The 16,113-nt window shown below is 72.2% G+C and carries 16 protein-coding genes, 1 pseudogene and 1 riboswitch; of the genes and pseudogenes, 6 read left to right on the forward strand and 11 right to left on the reverse strand.

The features are described 5' to 3' along the window. Positions 1–6: 6 nt before the first annotated feature. Genes AC07DS_RS35805 through AC07DS_RS35835 form a run of 7 tightly spaced genes read right to left on the reverse strand, consistent with a single transcriptional unit; the run spans position 7 to position 4,759 of the window. Positions 7–459 (reverse strand): PH domain-containing protein, encoded by a 453-nt coding sequence (locus AC07DS_RS35805; protein ID WP_479152210.1) that lies wholly within the window; start codon positions 457–459, stop codon positions 7–9. Positions 460–474: 15 nt separating this feature from the next. Beyond that, positions 475–1,332, reverse strand: a complete 858-nt coding sequence (gene hisG, locus AC07DS_RS35810; protein ID WP_479152212.1) for an ATP phosphoribosyltransferase — start codon at positions 1,330–1,332, stop codon at positions 475–477. 59 nt (positions 1,333–1,391) lie between these two features. Then, positions 1,392–1,664 carry a phosphoribosyl-ATP diphosphatase gene (locus tag AC07DS_RS35815; RefSeq protein WP_145881020.1) on the reverse strand — a complete coding sequence of 91 codons (273 nt, stop codon included), beginning with the start codon at positions 1,662–1,664 and terminating at the stop codon, positions 1,392–1,394. Between the two features lie 34 nt (positions 1,665–1,698). Next, on the reverse strand, positions 1,699–2,184 hold the full coding sequence (gene ribH, locus AC07DS_RS35820) for a 6,7-dimethyl-8-ribityllumazine synthase (RefSeq protein WP_094221666.1): 486 nt from the start codon (positions 2,182–2,184) through the stop codon (positions 1,699–1,701). A gap of 21 nt (positions 2,185–2,205) precedes the next feature. Beyond that, positions 2,206–3,519, reverse strand: coding sequence for a bifunctional 3,4-dihydroxy-2-butanone-4-phosphate synthase/GTP cyclohydrolase II (locus AC07DS_RS35825; RefSeq protein ID WP_479152213.1), 1,314 nt, complete (start codon positions 3,517–3,519; stop codon positions 2,206–2,208). Then, entirely contained in the window at positions 3,516–4,157 is a 642-nt protein-coding gene (locus AC07DS_RS35830; RefSeq protein ID WP_479152215.1) for a nicotinamide mononucleotide transporter family protein, read from the reverse strand. Before AC07DS_RS35830 ends, AC07DS_RS35825 begins: the two co-directional genes overlap by 4 nt. Then, positions 4,154–4,759 carry a riboflavin synthase gene (locus AC07DS_RS35835; RefSeq protein WP_479152217.1) on the reverse strand — a complete coding sequence of 202 codons (606 nt, stop codon included), beginning with the start codon at positions 4,757–4,759 and terminating at the stop codon, positions 4,154–4,156. Before AC07DS_RS35835 ends, AC07DS_RS35830 begins: the two co-directional genes overlap by 4 nt. Before the next feature lie 164 nt (positions 4,760–4,923). Then, positions 4,924–5,054, reverse strand: a riboswitch (FMN riboswitch). A gap of 258 nt (positions 5,055–5,312) precedes the next feature. Between AC07DS_RS35835 and AC07DS_RS35840 the strand changes: the two genes are divergently transcribed. Beyond that, the gene (locus AC07DS_RS35840) at positions 5,313–6,203 is read left to right on the forward strand and encodes an RNA polymerase sigma-70 factor (RefSeq protein ID WP_479152219.1); all 891 of its coding nucleotides are present in this window, start codon (positions 5,313–5,315) and stop codon (positions 6,201–6,203) included. A 104-nt stretch (positions 6,204–6,307) separates the two neighbouring features. After that, a complete protein-coding gene (locus AC07DS_RS35845) occupies positions 6,308–7,051 on the forward strand; it encodes an SDR family oxidoreductase (protein ID WP_479152221.1) in 744 nt (247 codons plus the stop codon). Positions 7,052–7,097: 46 nt separating this feature from the next. Here the strand turns inward: AC07DS_RS35845 and AC07DS_RS35850 are convergent, their stop codons facing one another. After that, positions 7,098–8,318: an ROK family transcriptional regulator gene (locus AC07DS_RS35850; RefSeq protein WP_479152223.1), complete on the reverse strand. Its 1,221-nt coding sequence runs from the start codon at positions 8,316–8,318 to the stop codon at positions 7,098–7,100. Between the two features lie 120 nt (positions 8,319–8,438). On the opposite strand from AC07DS_RS35850, the gene AC07DS_RS35855 reads away from it, so the two are divergent. Continuing rightward, a complete protein-coding gene (locus AC07DS_RS35855) occupies positions 8,439–9,653 on the forward strand; it encodes an MFS transporter (protein WP_479152225.1) in 1,215 nt (404 codons plus the stop codon). On the opposite strand, the gene AC07DS_RS35860 is transcribed toward AC07DS_RS35855, so the two are convergent. Beyond that, complete coding sequence (locus tag AC07DS_RS35860) at positions 9,613–10,071, reverse strand: acyl-CoA thioesterase (RefSeq protein WP_479152226.1); 459 nt, start codon at positions 10,069–10,071, stop codon at positions 9,613–9,615. The genes AC07DS_RS35855 and AC07DS_RS35860 overlap by 41 nt on opposite strands. Positions 10,072–10,170: 99 nt before the next feature. Beyond that, positions 10,171–11,427, reverse strand: a complete 1,257-nt coding sequence (locus tag AC07DS_RS35865) for an alginate lyase family protein (RefSeq protein WP_479152228.1) — start codon at positions 11,425–11,427, stop codon at positions 10,171–10,173. A gap of 141 nt (positions 11,428–11,568) precedes the next feature. Here AC07DS_RS35865 and AC07DS_RS35870 point away from each other — a divergent pair, with 141 nt between their 5' ends. Next, positions 11,569–12,969, forward strand: coding sequence for a uracil-xanthine permease family protein (locus AC07DS_RS35870; RefSeq protein WP_479152229.1), 1,401 nt, complete (start codon positions 11,569–11,571; stop codon positions 12,967–12,969). Here AC07DS_RS35870 and AC07DS_RS35875 read toward each other — a convergent pair. Then, positions 12,951–14,069, reverse strand: coding sequence for a glycoside hydrolase family 6 protein (locus tag AC07DS_RS35875; RefSeq protein WP_479152312.1), 1,119 nt, complete (start codon positions 14,067–14,069; stop codon positions 12,951–12,953). The genes AC07DS_RS35870 and AC07DS_RS35875 overlap by 19 nt on opposite strands. Positions 14,070–14,290: 221 nt before the next feature. Here AC07DS_RS35875 and AC07DS_RS35880 point away from each other — a divergent pair, with 221 nt between their 5' ends. Together AC07DS_RS35880 and AC07DS_RS35885 are read left to right on the forward strand one after the other, a co-directional pair. Beyond that, on the forward strand, positions 14,291–14,977 hold the full coding sequence (locus AC07DS_RS35880) for a DUF5995 family protein (RefSeq protein WP_479152231.1): 687 nt from the start codon (positions 14,291–14,293) through the stop codon (positions 14,975–14,977). Between the two features lie 96 nt (positions 14,978–15,073). Then, positions 15,074–15,997 (forward strand): annotated as a pseudogene (locus AC07DS_RS35885) (LLM class F420-dependent oxidoreductase); the annotation flags it as partial. Positions 15,998–16,113 lie beyond the last annotated feature (116 nt).

Raw genomic sequence — 16,113 nt, forward strand, 5'->3', positions numbered from 1 at the left:
GGCCCTCTAGGGCAGATCCCGCATCGAGCGGGCCTCGGCCAGCGCCCGGAGGGCCTTCGCGTCGGCGATGGCGTGCTGCTTGGCGATACCCGGCTGGATGCCGAGCGCGGGCAGGCTGGTGCCGTCGCTGAGGTTGAGGAACACCCAGGGGTCGCCCGGACGGAGGTTCACCTGGAGGATCTCCGCCCAGGCCAGGTGCCGCTTGCTGGCGATGTTGACGACGGTGACACCGGTCTCGTCGGCGACGACCTTCACCCGGGCGAGCTGGGCCAGCGCCCAGAAGATCAGTGCCCCGGTGACGACGAAGCTGAGCCGCTCCCCCGGGCCGAGCTGCTCCAGCAGCATCGCGACCCCGGAGATGACCAGGAAGATCACGACGCCGGCGGTGAGCAGGATCACCCGGGTGCGGCCCGGCCGGAAGGTGACGGGAAGGGTGGGCAGGGAGGTCGGGTCGGACATCTCGGTGCGTACCCCTCAGAGGCGGCAGGCGTGGATGGCCGTGGTCAGGATGGCCCGCGCACCGATCTCGTACAGGTCGTCCATGATCCGCTGCGCCTCCTTGGCGGGGACCATGGCGCGGACGGCGACCCAGCCCTCGTTGTGCAGCGGGGAGACGGTCGGGGACTCCAGGCCGGGCGTCAGGGCGACGGCCTTCTCGAGCTGCTCGACCCGGCAGTCGTAGTCCATCATCACGTAGGTCCGGGCGACCAGGACGCCCTGGAGGCGGCGCAGGAACTGCTGGACCTTGGGTTCGGCGGCGTCCTGGCCGTCGGCGCCGGTGCGGCGGATGACGACGGCCTCGGACTTCATGATCGGCTCGCCGAAGACCTCCAGGCCCGCGTTGCGCAGCGAGGTGCCGGTCTCGACGACGTCGGCGATGACCTCGGCGACGCCCAGCTCGATCGCGGTCTCGACGGCGCCGTCGAGGTGGACGACGGAGGCCTCGATGCCGCTGTCGGCGAGGTGCTTGGCGACGATCCCCTCGTAGGAGGTGGCGACCGTCTTGCCCTTCAGGTCCTCGATGCCGTTCGCGGTGCCGGGCTTGGCGGCGAAGCGGAAGGTGGAGCGGGCGAAGCCGAGCGGCAGGATCTCCTCGGCGTCGGCGGCGGAGTCGACGAGCAGGTCACGACCGGTGATGCCGATGTCGAGGCGGCCGGAGGAGACGTAGATCGCGATGTCGCGGGGGCGGAGGTAGAAGAACTCGACCTCGTTCTCCGGGTCCACGATCCGCAGCTCTTTGGACTCCCGGCGCTGCTGGTAGCCGGCCTCATGCAGCATCTCCGCCGCAGGGCCGGACAGTGAACCCTTGTTGGGGACGGCGATGCGCAGCATGAGGTCGGCTTCCTTTGCGTGAAGGGGAGTGTGCTGGGGGCTCTTTGCGGCGTGCGGACTTACAGGTGGGCGTAGACGTCGTCGAGGGAGATCCCGCGGGCGATCATCATCACCTGGACGTGGTACAGCAGCTGCGAGATCTCCTCGGCGGCCGCCTCCTTGCCCTCGTACTCGGCGGCCATCCAGACCTCGGCGGCCTCCTCGACGACCTTCTTGCCGATGGCATGGACGCCCTTGCCGACCAGCTCGGCGGTGCGGGAGGAGGCGGGATCGCCGTGGGCGGCCTTGTGCTGGAGCTCGGTGAAGAGCTCCTCGAACGTCTTCTTGGACATGGTGAGCCCCACCCTACGCGGTTCGGGGTACTCCCTAGTGCCAGGGTTCAGATACTGAGCGGAGCGTGGCCGCCGTCGCCACCGCGGCCGTCACGGCCTCGTGCCCCTTGTCCTCGTTGGAGCCCTCGATACCGGCCCGGTCCAGGGCCTGCTCCTCGGTGTCGCAGGTGAGCACACCGAAGCCGACGGGGACGCCGGTCTCGACGGCCACCTGGGTGAGGCCCTGGGTGACGCCCTGGCACACGTAGTCGAAGTGGGGGGTGCCGCCGCGGATGACGACACCGAGGGCGACCACCGCGTCGTAGCCTCGGCCCGCGAGGACCTTGGCGGCGACCGGCAGCTCGAACGTGCCGGGGACCCGGATCAGGGTCGGCTCGTCGATGCCCAGCTCGTGCAGGGCGCGCAGGGCGCCGTCCACCAGACCGTCCATCACCTTCTCGTGCCACTGCGCAGCGATGACGGCGACCCTGAGGTCGCTCACGTTGCGTACGGACAGTTCCGGTGCACCCTTGCCGCTCACGTCTCTCCTTAGTGCTTTCGCTTACTGGTTGGGGCAGGTGGCCACTGATGCGGCCGCGGGGGCTGCCACGGCGGGCGTGTCCAGCCAGGGCAGGTCGTGCCCCATCCGGTCCCGCTTGGTGCGCAGGTACCGGAGGTTGTGCTCGCCGGCCTGGACGGGCATCGGCTCACGGCCGGTGACCTTCAGGCCGTGGTGCAGCAGCGCGTCGGTCTTCTCGGGGTTGTTGGTCATCAGGCGGACGCTGCGGACGCCGAGGTCGGCGAGGATCTGCGCGCCGGCGCCGTAGTCGCGGGCGTCGGCGGGCAGGCCGAGTTCGAGGTTGGCGTCCAGGGTGTCGTGGCCCTGTTCCTGAAGCTCGTAGGCGCGCAGCTTGGACAGCAGGCCGATGCCGCGTCCCTCGTGTCCGCGCAGGTAGACGACGACCCCGCGGCCCTCCTCCTGAATGCGGTCCAGGGCAGTGTCCAGCTGGGGGCCGCAGTCGCAGCGCAGGGAGCCGAAGACGTCGCCGGTGAGGCATTCGGAGTGGACGCGGACCAGCACGTCCTCGCCCTCGCCGATCTCGCCGTGCACGAGGGCGACGTGCTCGATGCCGTCGAGCGTGGACCGGTAGCCGTAGGCGGTGAAGGTGCCGTGCGCGGTGGGCAGGCGGGTCTCGGCCTCGCGGCGGACGGTGGGCTCGCTGCCCCGGCGGTAGGCGATCAGGTCCTCGATGGAGATGATCGTCAGGCCGTGCTTGCGGGCGAACGGGATCAGCTCGGGCAGCCGCAGCATCCGGCCGTCCTCTCCGGCGATCTCCACGATGGCGCCGGCCGGTCGCAGGCCGGCGAGCCGGGCGAGGTCGACGGCGGCCTCGGTGTGGCCGTTGCGGACCAGGACGCCGCCCTCCCGGGCGCGCAGCGGGAAGATGTGGCCGGGGCGGACGAAGTCGGTGGGCTCGGCGGTGCCGTCGGCCAGCAGCTGGAGCGTGGTGGCGCGGTCGGCGGCCGAGATGCCGGTGGTGACGCCGTGTTCGGCGGACGCGTCGACGGAGACCGTGAACGCCGTCTTCATCGACTCGGTGTTGTCCGCGACCATCTGCGGCAGCTGCAGCCGGTCGAGTTCGTCGCTCTCCATGGGCGCGCAGATCAGGCCCCGGCACTCGCTCATCATGAAGGCGACGATCTCGGGCGTCACCTTCTCGGCGGCGACGACGAGGTCGCCCTCGTTCTCGCGGTCCTCGTCGTCGACGACCACGATCGGGCGGCCGGCGGCGATGTCGGCGATGGCCTGCTCGACCGGGTCGAGCGTGAAGTCCTCGATGTCGTCCGGGCTGTAGAGGACGGGTGCCGTAGTCATGCCGGTGCTCCTTCCAGGAGCGGCTGCGCGGTCCGGCGGGAGCGCAGCCACCAGTCGCGCATGCCCCACAGGACGAGCGCGCCGTAGATGACGTAGACGAAACCGGAGAATGCGTAGCCGTTGGCGAAGTTGAGGGGAACGCCGACGAGGTCGACGAGCAGCCAGGCGAACCAGAACTCGACCATGCCCTTGGCCTGGGCGTACATGGCCACGATGGTGCCGACGAAGATGTAGGCGTCCGGCCAGGGGTCCCAGGAGAGCTTCGGGTAGGCCGTGAACAGCAGGGCCACCGCGACGGTGCCCGCGGCGGCCGCGGCGAGCATCGCCGCGCGCTCGCGCCAGGTGGCGAAGCGGGGGACGATCTGCCCGTCCTCGGCCGTGCCCTTGCTGCGCTGCCACTGCCACCAGCCGTACAGGGCGACGGCCATGACGACGGCCTGCTTGCCGGCGCTGCCGGTCAGGTGGCCGTAGAAGGCGGCGAGGAGGACGAGACCGGACAGGAACTGCACCGGCCAGGTCCACAGGGAGCGGCGCCAGCCCAGGGCGAGGGTGATGAGGCCCAGGATGTTGCCGACCATGTCGGACCAGATGATGTGCTGGCCGAACATGGTGAACGCCTCGGAGTTCAGCCAGCTCACTCGCCGGCCCCCTGACCGGCCGCGAGCAGCCGCTCCACGTACTTGGCGATGACGTCGACCTCGAGGTTGACCGGGTCGCCGGGCTGCTTGTGGCCGAGCGTGGTCAGGTCGAGGGTGGTCGGGATGAGGCTGACGGTGAAGTAGTCCGGGCCCGCCTCGACCACGGTGAGGCTGATGCCGTCGACGGTGACGGAGCCCTTCTCGACGACGTAGCGGGCGAGGTCCGCGGGCAGCGAGATCCTGACGATCTCCCAGTTCTCGGAGGGCGTGCGGGCCAGCACCTGACCGGTGCCGTCCACGTGGCCCTGCACGATGTGCCCGCCGAGGCGCGCGCCCACGGCGGTGGGACGCTCGAGGTTGACCCGGGAGCCGACGGTGAGCACGCCCAGGCTGGAACGCTTCAGGGTCTCGGCCATGACGTCGGCCGTGAACTCGTCACCCTCGTGCTCCACGACGGTGAGACAGACGCCGTTCACGGCGATGGAGTCGCCGTGCTGCGCGCCCTCGGTCACGACGGGGCCACGGAGCCGGAAACGGGAGGAGTCGCCGAGATTCTCGACGGCGGTGACCTCACCCAGCTCTTCGACGATTCCGGTGAACACTTCCCGGGTCCTCCTGCCTCATTGGGGCACGGACTCCGGGGCCTGTCGATGACGACAGAATGTACGGGTGAGCAACACCGTGAGCGCAGCCGACGCCGAAAAGGGACCCGCCCATACACGGACGAGCCCAGATACGGCGGCGCGCACACGAACATGCCCGCCCGCCGCGCACTGCCTCCCATCCGGACTTTAACCGTCGGTCCAGGAATTTCACCTGGTCAACCGGCCGCTGGAAGCGACCGGGTCGCGGACTGTAACCGCCGGTTCGGACTTTCACCGACCCCGGAGTGCGCTGCTTCTGGTACACGGCCAGTGTGCCACGCCGGATCGCCTTCCAGACAGACGAAGGGTGTGGGCTCCCTCACAGCATGTGTCGCTGGACTTGCGCACCGGAATCGGCCTGGTCAACTGCCTGGCGGAGAGCCGGGGTTGACCTTGGTCCAGACCCATTGACCGTACTGGTCTAGTCCTTTTAGGGTGCGGGCGGGCCCGGTGGCGGTGACGACGGCCCTTGCCCGCCGCCGGGTCGCCATGCCTCTGACAGGGTGAGTCCATGACGACGCCCCTGCTCGCCGACGAGTTCGAGTCCCACCGCCCCCGGCTGTTCGGCCTGGCCTACCGCCTGCTCGGCTCCGCACAGGAGGCGGAGGACGCGGTGCAGGACGCGTATCTGCGGCTCAGCGGCGTCGACCGCGTGGGTATCGAGCATCTCGGGGCGTGGCTCGCCAGGACCGTCACCAACCTGTGCCTGAACCGGCTGACCTCGGCCCGGGCGCGCCGTGAGGAGTACGTCGGGGAGTGGCTGCCGGAGCCGGTGGTCACCTCCGACGGTTCGCTCGGGCCGCTGGAGTCGGCCGAGGCGCGCGAGCAGGTCTCGATGGCGATGCTGGTGCTGCTGGAGCGGCTGACGCCCACCGAGCGCGCGGTGTACGTGCTGCGCGAGGCGTTCGGGTACGGCCACCGGGAGATCGCGGACGTCCTGGACCTGAGCGAGGCCAACTGCCGTCAGCTGTACCGGCGGGCGGTGGGCCGGGTGGCCGCGACGGAGTCCCGCTTCGAGCCCGCTCCCGAGCGCCGGGAGGAGCTGGTGACGTCGTTCCTCACGGCGGCCCGGGAGGGTGACCTCACCGGCCTGGAGAAGCTGCTCGCGGCGGACGTGACCTGGTGGAGCGACGGAGGCGGCAAGGTCACCGCGGCCCTGCGGCCGATCGAGGGCCGGGAGAAGGTCGCCCGCTTCGTGGTGGGCGCCTCGCAACGCTTCGCCGTGGGCCCGGAGTACACGGTGGTGGAGGTCAACGGCGCGATCGGGGTGGCCTCGTGGGTGGGCGGCACGCTGGTCGGGATCGTCGAGTTCGAGCTGGTGGACGGGCTGGTCGCGGGCGTGTGGGCCGTGATGAACCCGGACAAGCTGGAGTATGTGCGGCGACAGCTGACCCGCCCGTAGCCGGGATCCGCCGGCGCTTGTCACATTTCCGGGGGCTGCGCGGTCTCAGTTGACGAAGGGCGCTCCGACCGGGGCGTCCCGGAGTCCGGAGGGACGGAAACAGCATGACCACGATCCTGGTGACCGGCGGAACCGGCACGCTCGGACGGCTCGTCACCGAGCGGCTGCGGGCGGACGGGCACGAGGTGCGGGTGCTCAGCCGGCACACCCGGCCGTACGCCGTCGACCTGCGCGAGGGCGGGCCCGGCCTGGACGAGGCCCTGGACGGCGTGGAGACGGTCGTGCACTGCGCGAGCTCTCCGCGCGGCGGCGACGAGCAGGCGGCGGACCACCTGATCGCGGCGGCCCGGCGGGCCGGGGTGGGCCACCTGGTGTACATCTCCATCGTCGGCGTCGACCGGGTGCCGTTCGGCTACTACCGCTCCAAGCTCGCGGTGGAGCGGCGGATCGAGGAGTCGGGGCTCGGCTGGACCGTGCTGCGGGCGACACAGTTCCACGATCTGGTGGTGACGGTTGTCCGGGGACTGGCCAAGTCGCCCGTCGTGCTGCTGCCGGCCGGGGTGTCGGACCAGCCGGTGGAGGTGGCCGAAGTGGCCGACCGCCTGGCGGAGTTGGCGCTCGCGGCGCCGGCCGGCCGGGTGCCGGACATGGGCGGTCCCGAGGTGCGGACGTTCGACTCGCTGGCCCGCGCCTGCCTCCGGGCGACGGGGCGGCGCCGGCCGGTGCTCGGCGTACCGCTGTTCGGGAAGACGTACCGCGCCTTCCGCTCGGGCGGCCATCTGGCACCGGAGCAGGCGGTGGGCAAGGGGACGTTCGAGGAGTATCTGGCCCGGCGCTTCGGACAGTGACGTCCCGGCAGGAGCAACGCTCCGCCGGCTGCCCTGACGACCGGCTCTAGGGCGGACCCTGGCGCTCCGCCGGTGCGAACAGTTCGTCCTGGGCCCGGTCCCGGGCCGTCAGCAGGGCACCGCGCAGGACCGCGGCGCCGCCGAGACTGCCGGCCCGCACCTCGGTGGCCAGCGGTGACATACGGCGGAGCCGGTCCGCCACGCGCGCGGCGAGCACCGCTCCCCCGGCCTGCCCGACCTCTCCGCCCAGGACCACGCACCCGGGGTCGAGGATGGAGGCGACGGAGGCGGCCCCGATGGCGACCCGGTGGGCGAGCGCGTCGAGGAAGCGGTCGGCGGGGCCGGAACCCCCGCCGGGCGGGCCGCTCACCTCGGCGACCGCCTCACGCACCACGACCGCGACACCGGGCCCGTCCACCGGCTCCGCCCTCGGCAGGCCGTACTCCCGGGCCAGTGCGCCGACCGCCGCCGCTCCGGCCAGCGAGTGGTAGCCGCCGTCGCAGTCCGTCGCCGAGGGCAGTGCGGTCGTCCCCGGGACCGGCAGGAAGCCGATCTCGCCCGTGCCGCCGGAGGCGCCGCGGCGGAGGACGCCGTCCAGGACGACCGCGGCGCCGACGCCATGGCCCAGCCAGAGCAGGACGAAGGTGTCCCGGTCGCGGGCGGCGCCCTCGCGCTGCTCGGCCAGGGCGGCCAGGTTGGTCTCGTTCTCCACGGTGACCCGGGCCTCGGGCAGCCGTTCCTGCAGGGCCGCGGCCAGGCGCCGGTGCCAGGCGGGCAGGCCGCCGGAGTCGCGCAGGTCGCCGGTGGCGGGGTCGACGAGGCCGGGTGCCCCGATGCCGACGGTGTGCAGCCGGTCGGCGCCGGCCTCCTTCGCGGTGCGCTCCACCGCCGCCACCACCTGCTCCACGGCGGGCCCGGTCCCGGTGTCCCCGCCGATCGGCACGGCCGCCTCGGCCAGCACCCGCCCGACGAGGTCGGAGACCAGCACGAAGACGCCCCCAGTGCGGACGTCGAGCGCGGCCAGGTGGGCGCGGTCGGCGACGATGCCGTAGAGCCGGGCATTGGGGCCCCGGCGCTGCTCGCCGGACTCGCCGACCACCGTGATCAGACCGGAGGCGGCGAGCCGTTCGACGAGGTCGGCGACGGTCGGCCGGGACAGTCCGGTCAGCTGCTTCAACTGCCCTGCCGTCAGCGGGCCTTCCTGCTGCAACAGGCGCAGGGCGAGCCGGTCGTTGATGGCCCGGGCTGTGCTGGGTGATGCGGGCATGACCGGAATCCTCCCAGACGCGGGCGGCCGCACTGCTCACTATCTATCAGGCAGGGTCCCTGATAGTTTACGGCGACGCCGCGAGGGCACGGTGGGGAACTCCCGGGGAGGGGCTGGAACATGGGTGACGTGGGGTACACGCGAGACGAGGTCAGGCGCGCCCGGTATGCCGTGGCCGCCGTGTTCGCCGTGCACGGCGCCGTGACCGGCTCCTTCGCGACCCGCGTGCCGTGGATCCAGGACCATGCCGCACTGAGCGCGGGACAGCTCGGATTCGCACTCGCGTTCACGGCGTTCGGCGCCTCGTGCGCGATGCCGCTGGCGGGCCGGATCAGCCACCGCTTCGGCAGCCGTACGGCGCTGCGCGGGCTGATGACACTGTGGACGCTGTCGCTGGTCCTGCCGTCCTTCGCGCCGAACCTGTACACGCTGTGCCTGGCGATGTTCGCCTACGGGGCGACCGCAGGCATGGCCGACGTGGCGATGAACGCGCTGGGTGTCGAGGTGGAGCGGCTGCTCGAGAAGTCGATCATGTCCGGACTGCACGGCATGTGGAGCGCGGGCGCGCTCCTCGGCTCGGCCGCCGGTACGCTCGCCGCCCACCTGGGTTCGGACGCGCGCCTGCATTTCGTGCCGGCCGCCGCCGTCCTCACCCTGTTCGGCCTGCTGGCCTGCGGATGGGTGCTCGACCTGCAGCCCGCCGAGGACGAGGAGCCGCCGCCGCGGTTCGCACTGCCGCCCCGCTCCGCCCTGCTGATCGGCGCGGTCGGCTTCTGTGCGGTGTTCGCGGAGGGGGCGAGCCTGGACTGGTCGGCGGTGTTCCTGCGGGACCGGCTGGACACCTCGGCCGGTCTGGCGGCGGCGTCGACGACCGGGTTCATGCTCACGATGGCGGTGGCGAGGATCGCCGGGGACTCGGTGGTGAACCGCTTCGGAGCGGTCCGCACCGTCCGGGCCGGCGGGGTCCTGGCCGGTCTCGGCGGCCTGCTGATCGTCGTCGCGGGGCATCCCGCGGTGGCGATGGCCGGGTTCGCGCTGATGGGGCTCGGGATCGCCGTGGTCGTGCCGCTGTGCTTCGCGGCCGCCGGTCACGCGGGCCCCAACCCCAGCCAGGCGATAGCGGGCGTGGCCACCATCACCTACACCTCGGGGCTGATCGCGCCCAGCCTGATCGGCGGGGTGGCGCAGGCGACCAGCCTGGTGGTCTCGTTCTGTGTGGTGACCGTGCTGGCCTGCGGGCTCGCCGTGTTCGCGGGGGTGCTGCGCACCGCCGGGCGCGCCGGGCGCGCGCAGGTCAGTCCGCAGGCCGCAGCAGTTCCCGAGCCGCGGCCCTGAAGGAGTCGCTCCACGGCGCGGGGCGCAGGGTCGTCGCGTCCAGCCGGACGAGGACCCGGGCGCCCTGCGCGTACGTCTGCGCGCCGTCGGCCGAGCAGAAGCGGAAGCCGTAGGTCAGGCCGGTGGTGCCGAGCCGTTCCAGCCAGAGGTGGACGGCGTAGCCGCCGGGGCGGGTCACGGGCGCCTCGTAGCTGATCCGCAGTTCACGGACGGCGTTGCAGGCATCACCGGCGGCCACCCAGTCGCCGTCGAACCGGATGCCGCACTCGTTCCACAGCTCGGCCCAGGCGCGCTCCACCATCAGCGGATAGCGGGCGTTGTGGAGCAGCCCGAGCGCGTCCAGGTCGTCGAAGTGGACGGTGACGGGGATCAGCCGGCCATGTGCGACGGCAGGGGCGATCGGGGCTTCGGCGGTCACGGGAGGGGCTCCTGAACGTGCGGTACGTGGCGGTGGGGACACCACATACTAAGCGACCGCTCAGGAGCCCCGGTCGGGACGGGACCTGGCCGGACCCGGTCAGCCCGCTATCGAGTCCAGCTGCTCGGCGGCGGGCCGCAGCGCCCACAGGTCACCGCCTGGAGGCGCCTGGAGTTCGGGCACGGCGGCCTTCGCCGCCGCGTCACCGGCGTCCGCCGCCGCGTGGACGACGTCGCTCGCGGCGTAGCGGGAGAACTCCAGCTCGGGGTGCGGCCAGGCGGCGGCACCGGTCGCGGCCGGCAGCAGATAGTCCACCGCCTTGAACAGGCTCTGCCCGTCCGGCCCCCGATAGGACCAGAGGTTCACGCCCACGTGCCGGCCGATGGCGGCGAGGCGGGTGTAGGCGACGAGATCGAAGGCCGAGTAGTGCCAGCTGCGGGTGCGGGCCAGTTCTTGCGGCTGACTGCCGTCGGCGGCGATCTGCGGGTCGATCCGCCTGGCGCGCGCGTCGAGCACGGTCCGCCGGGCCAGGTCCGTGTCGCCGGTGGCGCAGGCCAGGGCGGCGAGCAGCATGTCGTAGAAGGTGCCGTGGTTGTTGGCGGCCGCTCCCTCCTGCCTGCCGAAGTCGCTGTTCTTCAGCCAGCCGAGGAAGTCGGTGTTCCACTTGCCCATCGCGGTGCGGTCCCCTGCGCTCCAGCCGGGGGCACCGGTGGCGAGGATCGCCTGGGCGTCCAGCACGCTCGTGTACGACTGCGAGAAGTCGATGATGCCGATGGCCCGGCCGTCGTACTTGCAGGGGATGAACTGGGCGTGGTCCAGGTCGGGGTTCATCCGGGTGGCCGGGGCGAGGAACCAGGTGCGCAGGATCTGCCCGGCCTTCTCGGCGTAGCTCCGCCTGCCGGTGTAGTACCAGGCGAGCGAGAGGTCGTAGGCGGAGTCGAAGACCTTCTCCACGTCCTGGCGGTCGGTGCCGCTGTCCACCTCGGGATTGCGCCGGCCGTCGCGCTGGACGTACGGGCAGCCCCAGGGGTTGTCGGAGGTGGGGGCCGTCGTGGGCCACCAGTAGGGGGCCTGGCTCAGGTACTCGTGGACGTCGCCGCCGGGGGCGGGCCTCGGCTTGTCGACGACCGTCCAGGGGCCCTGGCCGAGCCAGGCGTCCGCGCGGGCGGTCAGGTCCGCGAGCGCGCGCCGGAGCCGGGGGTCGTGGTCCGCACGGGTCCGGGTCTGCTGGAGGCGGGTGCCGTCCAGGACGGCCGTCCGAGGGGCCTCGGGTGCCGCGTGGGCGGTGGGGACGAGCACGGCAGCGAAGGTCACCACGGCGGCCAGCAGCACGGTCGCACGGGATCTTCCACTCATCGAGCACTCCGATCATCATGCATCAGGTTGATCAGGTATGTGAACGTAGTTCATGAGTAGGACCGTGCGAGCGTAGAGCGGCCAGGTAACCGTGACAATGGTCCGGACCGTCTTCACGTACAGAGAAAGCGAAACCCCACCATGGACCTCGGCGTGCGCTGGAAACTGCACGGTGACGGGCGCACGCCCGCACCCGGAGCGGTGGTACGCCCCGACGAACGGCTCTCCTGGCCGCGCACGGTGGGCCTCGGCGCCCAGCACGTCGTGGCGATGTTCGGGGCGTCCTTCGTGGCACCCGTCCTCATGGGCCTCGACCCGAACCTGGCGATCATGATGTCGGGCGTGGCGACCGTGATCTTCCTGCTCGCCACCCGTGGCCGGGTGCCGAGCTATCTGGGCTGTTCCCTGTCGTTCGTGGGCGTGGCCGCCGTCATCCGCGCGCAGGGCGGTACGAGCGCCACGGTGACCGGCGCGGTCTTCGTGGTCGGTGCCGCGCTGTTCCTCGTGGGTCTCGCGGTGCAGCGCTTCGGGGCGCACATCATCCATGTGGTCATGCCGCCGATCGTCACCGGCGCGGTGGTCATGCTGATCGGCTTCAACCTGGCCCCGGTGACCGCCTCCACGTACTGGCCGCAGGACCAGTGGACGGCGCTGCTGGTGATGTTCTTCACCGGTCTGGCCGTCGTCTGTCTGCGTGGTTTCTGGTCACGTATCGCGATCTTCCTGGGCCTGGTCTTCGGGTACGGCATCTCCTGGGCCTTCGACCGGGTCTTCGGGAAGATCCACTCGGTGGACGCGAGCGGCAAGGTCACCGACCACTGGCGGCTCGACCTCTCCGGCGTCTCCAAGGCCGACTGGATCGGGCTGCCCGCCTTCCACGGGCCGTCCTTCCAGTGGTCGGCGATCCTGGTCGCGCTGCCCGTCGTCATCGCGCTGGTCGCGGAGAACGCCGGGCACGTCAAGGCGGTCGGCGAGATGACCGGCACCCGTCTGGACGACCAGCTCGGTACGGCGATCTCGGCCGACGGCGTCGGCTCCATGCTGTCCACCGCGGTCGGCGGTCCGCCCAACACCACGTACTCCGAGAACATCGGCGTCATGGCCGCGACCCGCGTCTACTCGACGGCCGCCTACTGGGCCGCCGCCGGCTTCGCGCTGCTGTTCGGCGTCTGCCCGAAGTTCGGAGCGGTCGTGGCCGCGATCCCGGGCGGTGTCCTCGGCGGCATCACCGTCATCCTGTACGGCATGATCGGCCTGCTCGGCGCGCAGATCTGGATCAACGCCGAGGTGGACCTGCGCAATCCGCTGAACCTGGTCCCGGCGGCCGCGGGCATCATCATCGGCGTCGGCAACGTCTCCATGAAATTCGGCGAGAACTTCACCCTGAGCGGGATCGCGCTGGGCACGCTGGTCGTCATCACCGGCTACCACGTCCTGGGCGCCTTCGCGCCCGCCCACCTCAAGCCGCAGGAGCCCCTGCTGGACGAGGGCACGTCCACGTACGACGAGGGGGACGAGGACGGTCAGCGCGCCAAGTCGTAGGCGTACGACGGCGTGAACGTCCCGGCCGCGCCCCGGCAGCCGTCGGACTCCCCGGGCAGCTTCACCCACAGGTAGGCGTCGATGCGGTCCTCGCCCGTGGTCAGGGTCGGTGCCCGGCCGATCCTGCGGCCGGCCGGGTCGCACCACTGGCCGTCGGGCGGCGCCCCGTTGCCGTTGCGGCTGGTGTCGACGACCGCGCCGAGGCTCGCCGGTCCGCCGAGGGCGTCGAGGACCCGACGGTCGTAGGCGATCTCATCGGTCGTGGTGCGGAAGTTGGAGACGTTGCTGAAGATGCCGTCGGAGGCGACGGCTCCCGCCCGTCTCAGGAGGGCGGCCTGCTCGGCGGGCGGGTTCCAGCCGGAGTGGCCGGCGTCGTAGTAGACCCGCGCGCGCGGGTTCGCGGCCTTCAGGGCCCGGCCCGCGCGGGCCAGCGAGGCGAACCGGGCGGTCCGCTCCGCGTCCGGGAGACAGCCGGACTGGGCGATCGAGTCCGGCTCCAGGATCACGATCACCTCGCCGGAGCCGAGCCCCCGGGCGAAGGCGTCGATCCAGCCGTCGTAGGCCGCGAGGTCCGGCGCCCCGCCCCGGGAGGCGCCGCCGCAGTCGCGGTCGGGGATCGCGTACGGCACGAGCACCGGGACCCGGCCCTGCGCCGCCGCGCCCGCGGTGACCGCACGCACCCGGGCGGCGATGGTGTCCGGGCCGTACTCGGCGAACCACACCGCGGCCGGCCGGCCGGCGATCCGGGACGCGATGAGGGCGGTGCGCGGGTCGTCGGGGTGGGCGCGCACCCAGTCCAGCACCTGGGAGTCGGGGTGGCGGTAGAGAGGGGGGGTCACGGGGTCGCTCCGCTGCTTTCTCCCGGTGCGGGTCGGGGTGGGGCCGGTGGCCGGCGGCTGCGGCTGCTCGGACTCGGCCGTGGGACTCCGCCTGGTACTCGACGGGGAGGGCGACGGCGCGGGGAGGGCGGGCCGGGGCACGGCGCTCCGGGTGCGGGCCACCGCGGGCCGGGCCCGGTCGGAGCCCCGGCCGTGGTCCAGCGCCGAGATCATCCCGGTCACCGTGCCCACCAGGGTCACCACCGAGGCCACCGCGACCATCGCCGCCCGCCTGCGGGCCCGCCTGCGCCGGGCCCGGCGCGCGGCCAGCCGCCGGGTACGTAAGCCTGACACGCTCTCCCTTCCCCTCCCCAAGTGCGCTGCCGCTCCCGCGCTTTCGGCGGGTGCCGCCCCCGCTCCTCCCCCGCCCCGCGTTCCCCCGTTCCGGCGAAGCCTCGGGGCGGCCGGTGCGCGGGGCGGGGCAGGGCTGGGACCCTTCCCCCATGGCGCAGTCGGAACACCTCAGCACGCCTGTCGACGCCGTGATCGCGCGGATGCGCGTCCTCGACGCGGAGTTGCCCGAGCGGGACGGGGTCGCCGTGTTCAACCGCGTCTACCTCGCCGTCACCGAGGAGGTCGACCGGCGCCTGGACGCCGGGGAGTTCGCGGACCGGCGGGCGGCGTCCGCGCTGGACGTGCGGTTCGCCGAGCGGTATCTGGCGGCGGTCGACGCGGTGGAGCGGGACCGCCGTCCACCCGCCTGCTGGCGGCCCCTGTTCCAGTTCCGCCGCCATCCCGGGGTACGGCCGCTGCAGTTCGCGCTCGCGGGCATCAACGCGCACATCGGGCACGATCTGGCGCTGGCCGTGGTGGACACCTGTCGTACGCTCCGCTGCGAACCAGCCGATCTGGAGGACGAGTTCGAGCGTGTGGGCGACCTCCTCGTCTCGCTGGAGGAGCGCATCCGCGAGGATCTGATGCCGGGTCCCGACCTGCTGCAGATCGCCGACCCGATCACCCATCTGCTGGGCTCCTGGAGCCTGGAGCGGGCGCGGGACGCGACCTGGGCGGCCGCCCGGGCCCTGTGGGCACTGCGCCGCTGCGAGGACGTCGCCGGGGAGTTCACCGAACGCCTCGACGCGGCGGTCGGCTTCGCGGGCCGCATGCTGCTCACCCCGCTGGCCGACTGACCTGGCCGGATCCGGCCGATGGGCGAGCCTCCTGTGGAACTGCTGTGACATCGCCGTACGTTGACGGTTCAACACCCAGCGCAGAGGAGCAGCGGTATGGCGACCCGGCTCGGCCTGAGTCTTCCCCAGATGCGGCAGTACTCCATCGGCAAGGACGTGCCCGACGTGGCGCGCGCCGCCGAGGAGACCGGTTACGACAGCCTGTGGGTCTTCGAGCGAGCCCTCTTCCCGGAGCCCGCCGTCCAGGGCCTGTACGGCGTCGAGGGCCTGCCCTGGCCCGACGAGTACCGGAACGTGGCGGACCCGCTGGTCACCCTCACCCTGGCGGCCGCGGCCACCGAGCGGGCCCGGCTCGGCTCCAGCGTGCTGGTCGCTCCGCTGCACATCCCGTTCCAGCTCGCCAAGGCCCTCGCCTCGCTGGACGCGGCGAGCGGCGGCCGGGTGATCGCGGGCTTCGGCACCGGCTGGTCGCTGGACGAGTACGCCGCCGCCGGCGTCCGGCCGATCGCGGAGCGCGGCAAGGTGCTCGACGAGATCATCGAGGTGTGCCGGGCGGTGTGGGGCCCGGACCCGGTCCGCTACGACGGCCGTATCACCAGGATCGATTCCGCCGTGGTCGGGCCCAAGCCCGCGCGGCCGATCCCCATCCTCCTGGCCGCGAGCAACAAGAAGGCGCTGACCCGGCTCGTCGATCACGCCGACGGCTGGCTTCCGGTGGGGACGGGTGTGGAGCAGATCGCCGGACAGTGGCGGCAGTTGCAGGACCTGGCGGCCGAGCGCGGCCGGAAGGAACCGATCCAGACGGTGCTGCGGGTGAACTGTGCCCGCCTGCCCAAGGCGTACGAGGGCGCGGACCGCCGCCCCTTCCAGGGCGACGTCGATCAGATCGTCGAGGACCTGGTGGCGCACGCGCAGATCGGTCTGGAGGAGATTCTCGTCGATCTCCAGGGCACCGCGCGGGACGCGCAGGAGCTCAAGGACGTCGCCGCCGAGCTGTTTGAGAAGGCGCGGGGGGGGGGGGGGGGGGGGCGGGCCCCCCCCCCCCGCTCTCGTTTTCCCGTCCGTTCCCCGAAAACCCCCCCCGGGGGAACCCCTCGCCGAAGTGACCCCGGGAAGAAGGCGGTGCGATCTTCTTG

It is taken from the genome of Streptomyces sp. NPDC044064 (genome assembly GCF_056434245.1).

Excerpts from the sequence above, each read along its gene's own strand:
- AC07DS_RS35875 (WP_479152312.1), bottom strand. The coding sequence starts at position 14,069 with ATGGTCGCGGTGGCCTCGGTGGTGACCCTGGTGGGCACGGTGACCGGG.
- AC07DS_RS35865 (WP_479152228.1), bottom strand. The coding sequence starts at position 11,427 with ATGAGTGGAAGATCCCGTGCGACCGTGCTGCTGGCCGCCGTGGTGACC.
- AC07DS_RS35870 (WP_479152229.1), top strand. The coding sequence starts at position 11,569 with ATGGACCTCGGCGTGCGCTGGAAACTGCACGGTGACGGGCGCACGCCC.
- AC07DS_RS35805 (WP_479152210.1), bottom strand. The coding sequence starts at position 459 with ATGTCCGACCCGACCTCCCTGCCCACCCTTCCCGTCACCTTCCGGCCG.
- hisG (WP_479152212.1), bottom strand. The coding sequence starts at position 1,332 with ATGCTGCGCATCGCCGTCCCCAACAAGGGTTCACTGTCCGGCCCTGCG.
- AC07DS_RS35815 (WP_145881020.1), bottom strand. The coding sequence starts at position 1,664 with ATGTCCAAGAAGACGTTCGAGGAGCTCTTCACCGAGCTCCAGCACAAG.
- AC07DS_RS35845 (WP_479152221.1), top strand. The coding sequence starts at position 6,308 with ATGACCACGATCCTGGTGACCGGCGGAACCGGCACGCTCGGACGGCTC.
- AC07DS_RS35855 (WP_479152225.1), top strand. The coding sequence starts at position 8,439 with ATGGGTGACGTGGGGTACACGCGAGACGAGGTCAGGCGCGCCCGGTAT.
- AC07DS_RS35840 (WP_479152219.1), top strand. The coding sequence starts at position 5,313 with ATGACGACGCCCCTGCTCGCCGACGAGTTCGAGTCCCACCGCCCCCGG.
- AC07DS_RS35825 (WP_479152213.1), bottom strand. The coding sequence starts at position 3,519 with ATGACTACGGCACCCGTCCTCTACAGCCCGGACGACATCGAGGACTTC.
- AC07DS_RS35880 (WP_479152231.1), top strand. The coding sequence starts at position 14,291 with ATGGCGCAGTCGGAACACCTCAGCACGCCTGTCGACGCCGTGATCGCG.
- AC07DS_RS35850 (WP_479152223.1), bottom strand. The coding sequence starts at position 8,318 with ATGCCCGCATCACCCAGCACAGCCCGGGCCATCAACGACCGGCTCGCC.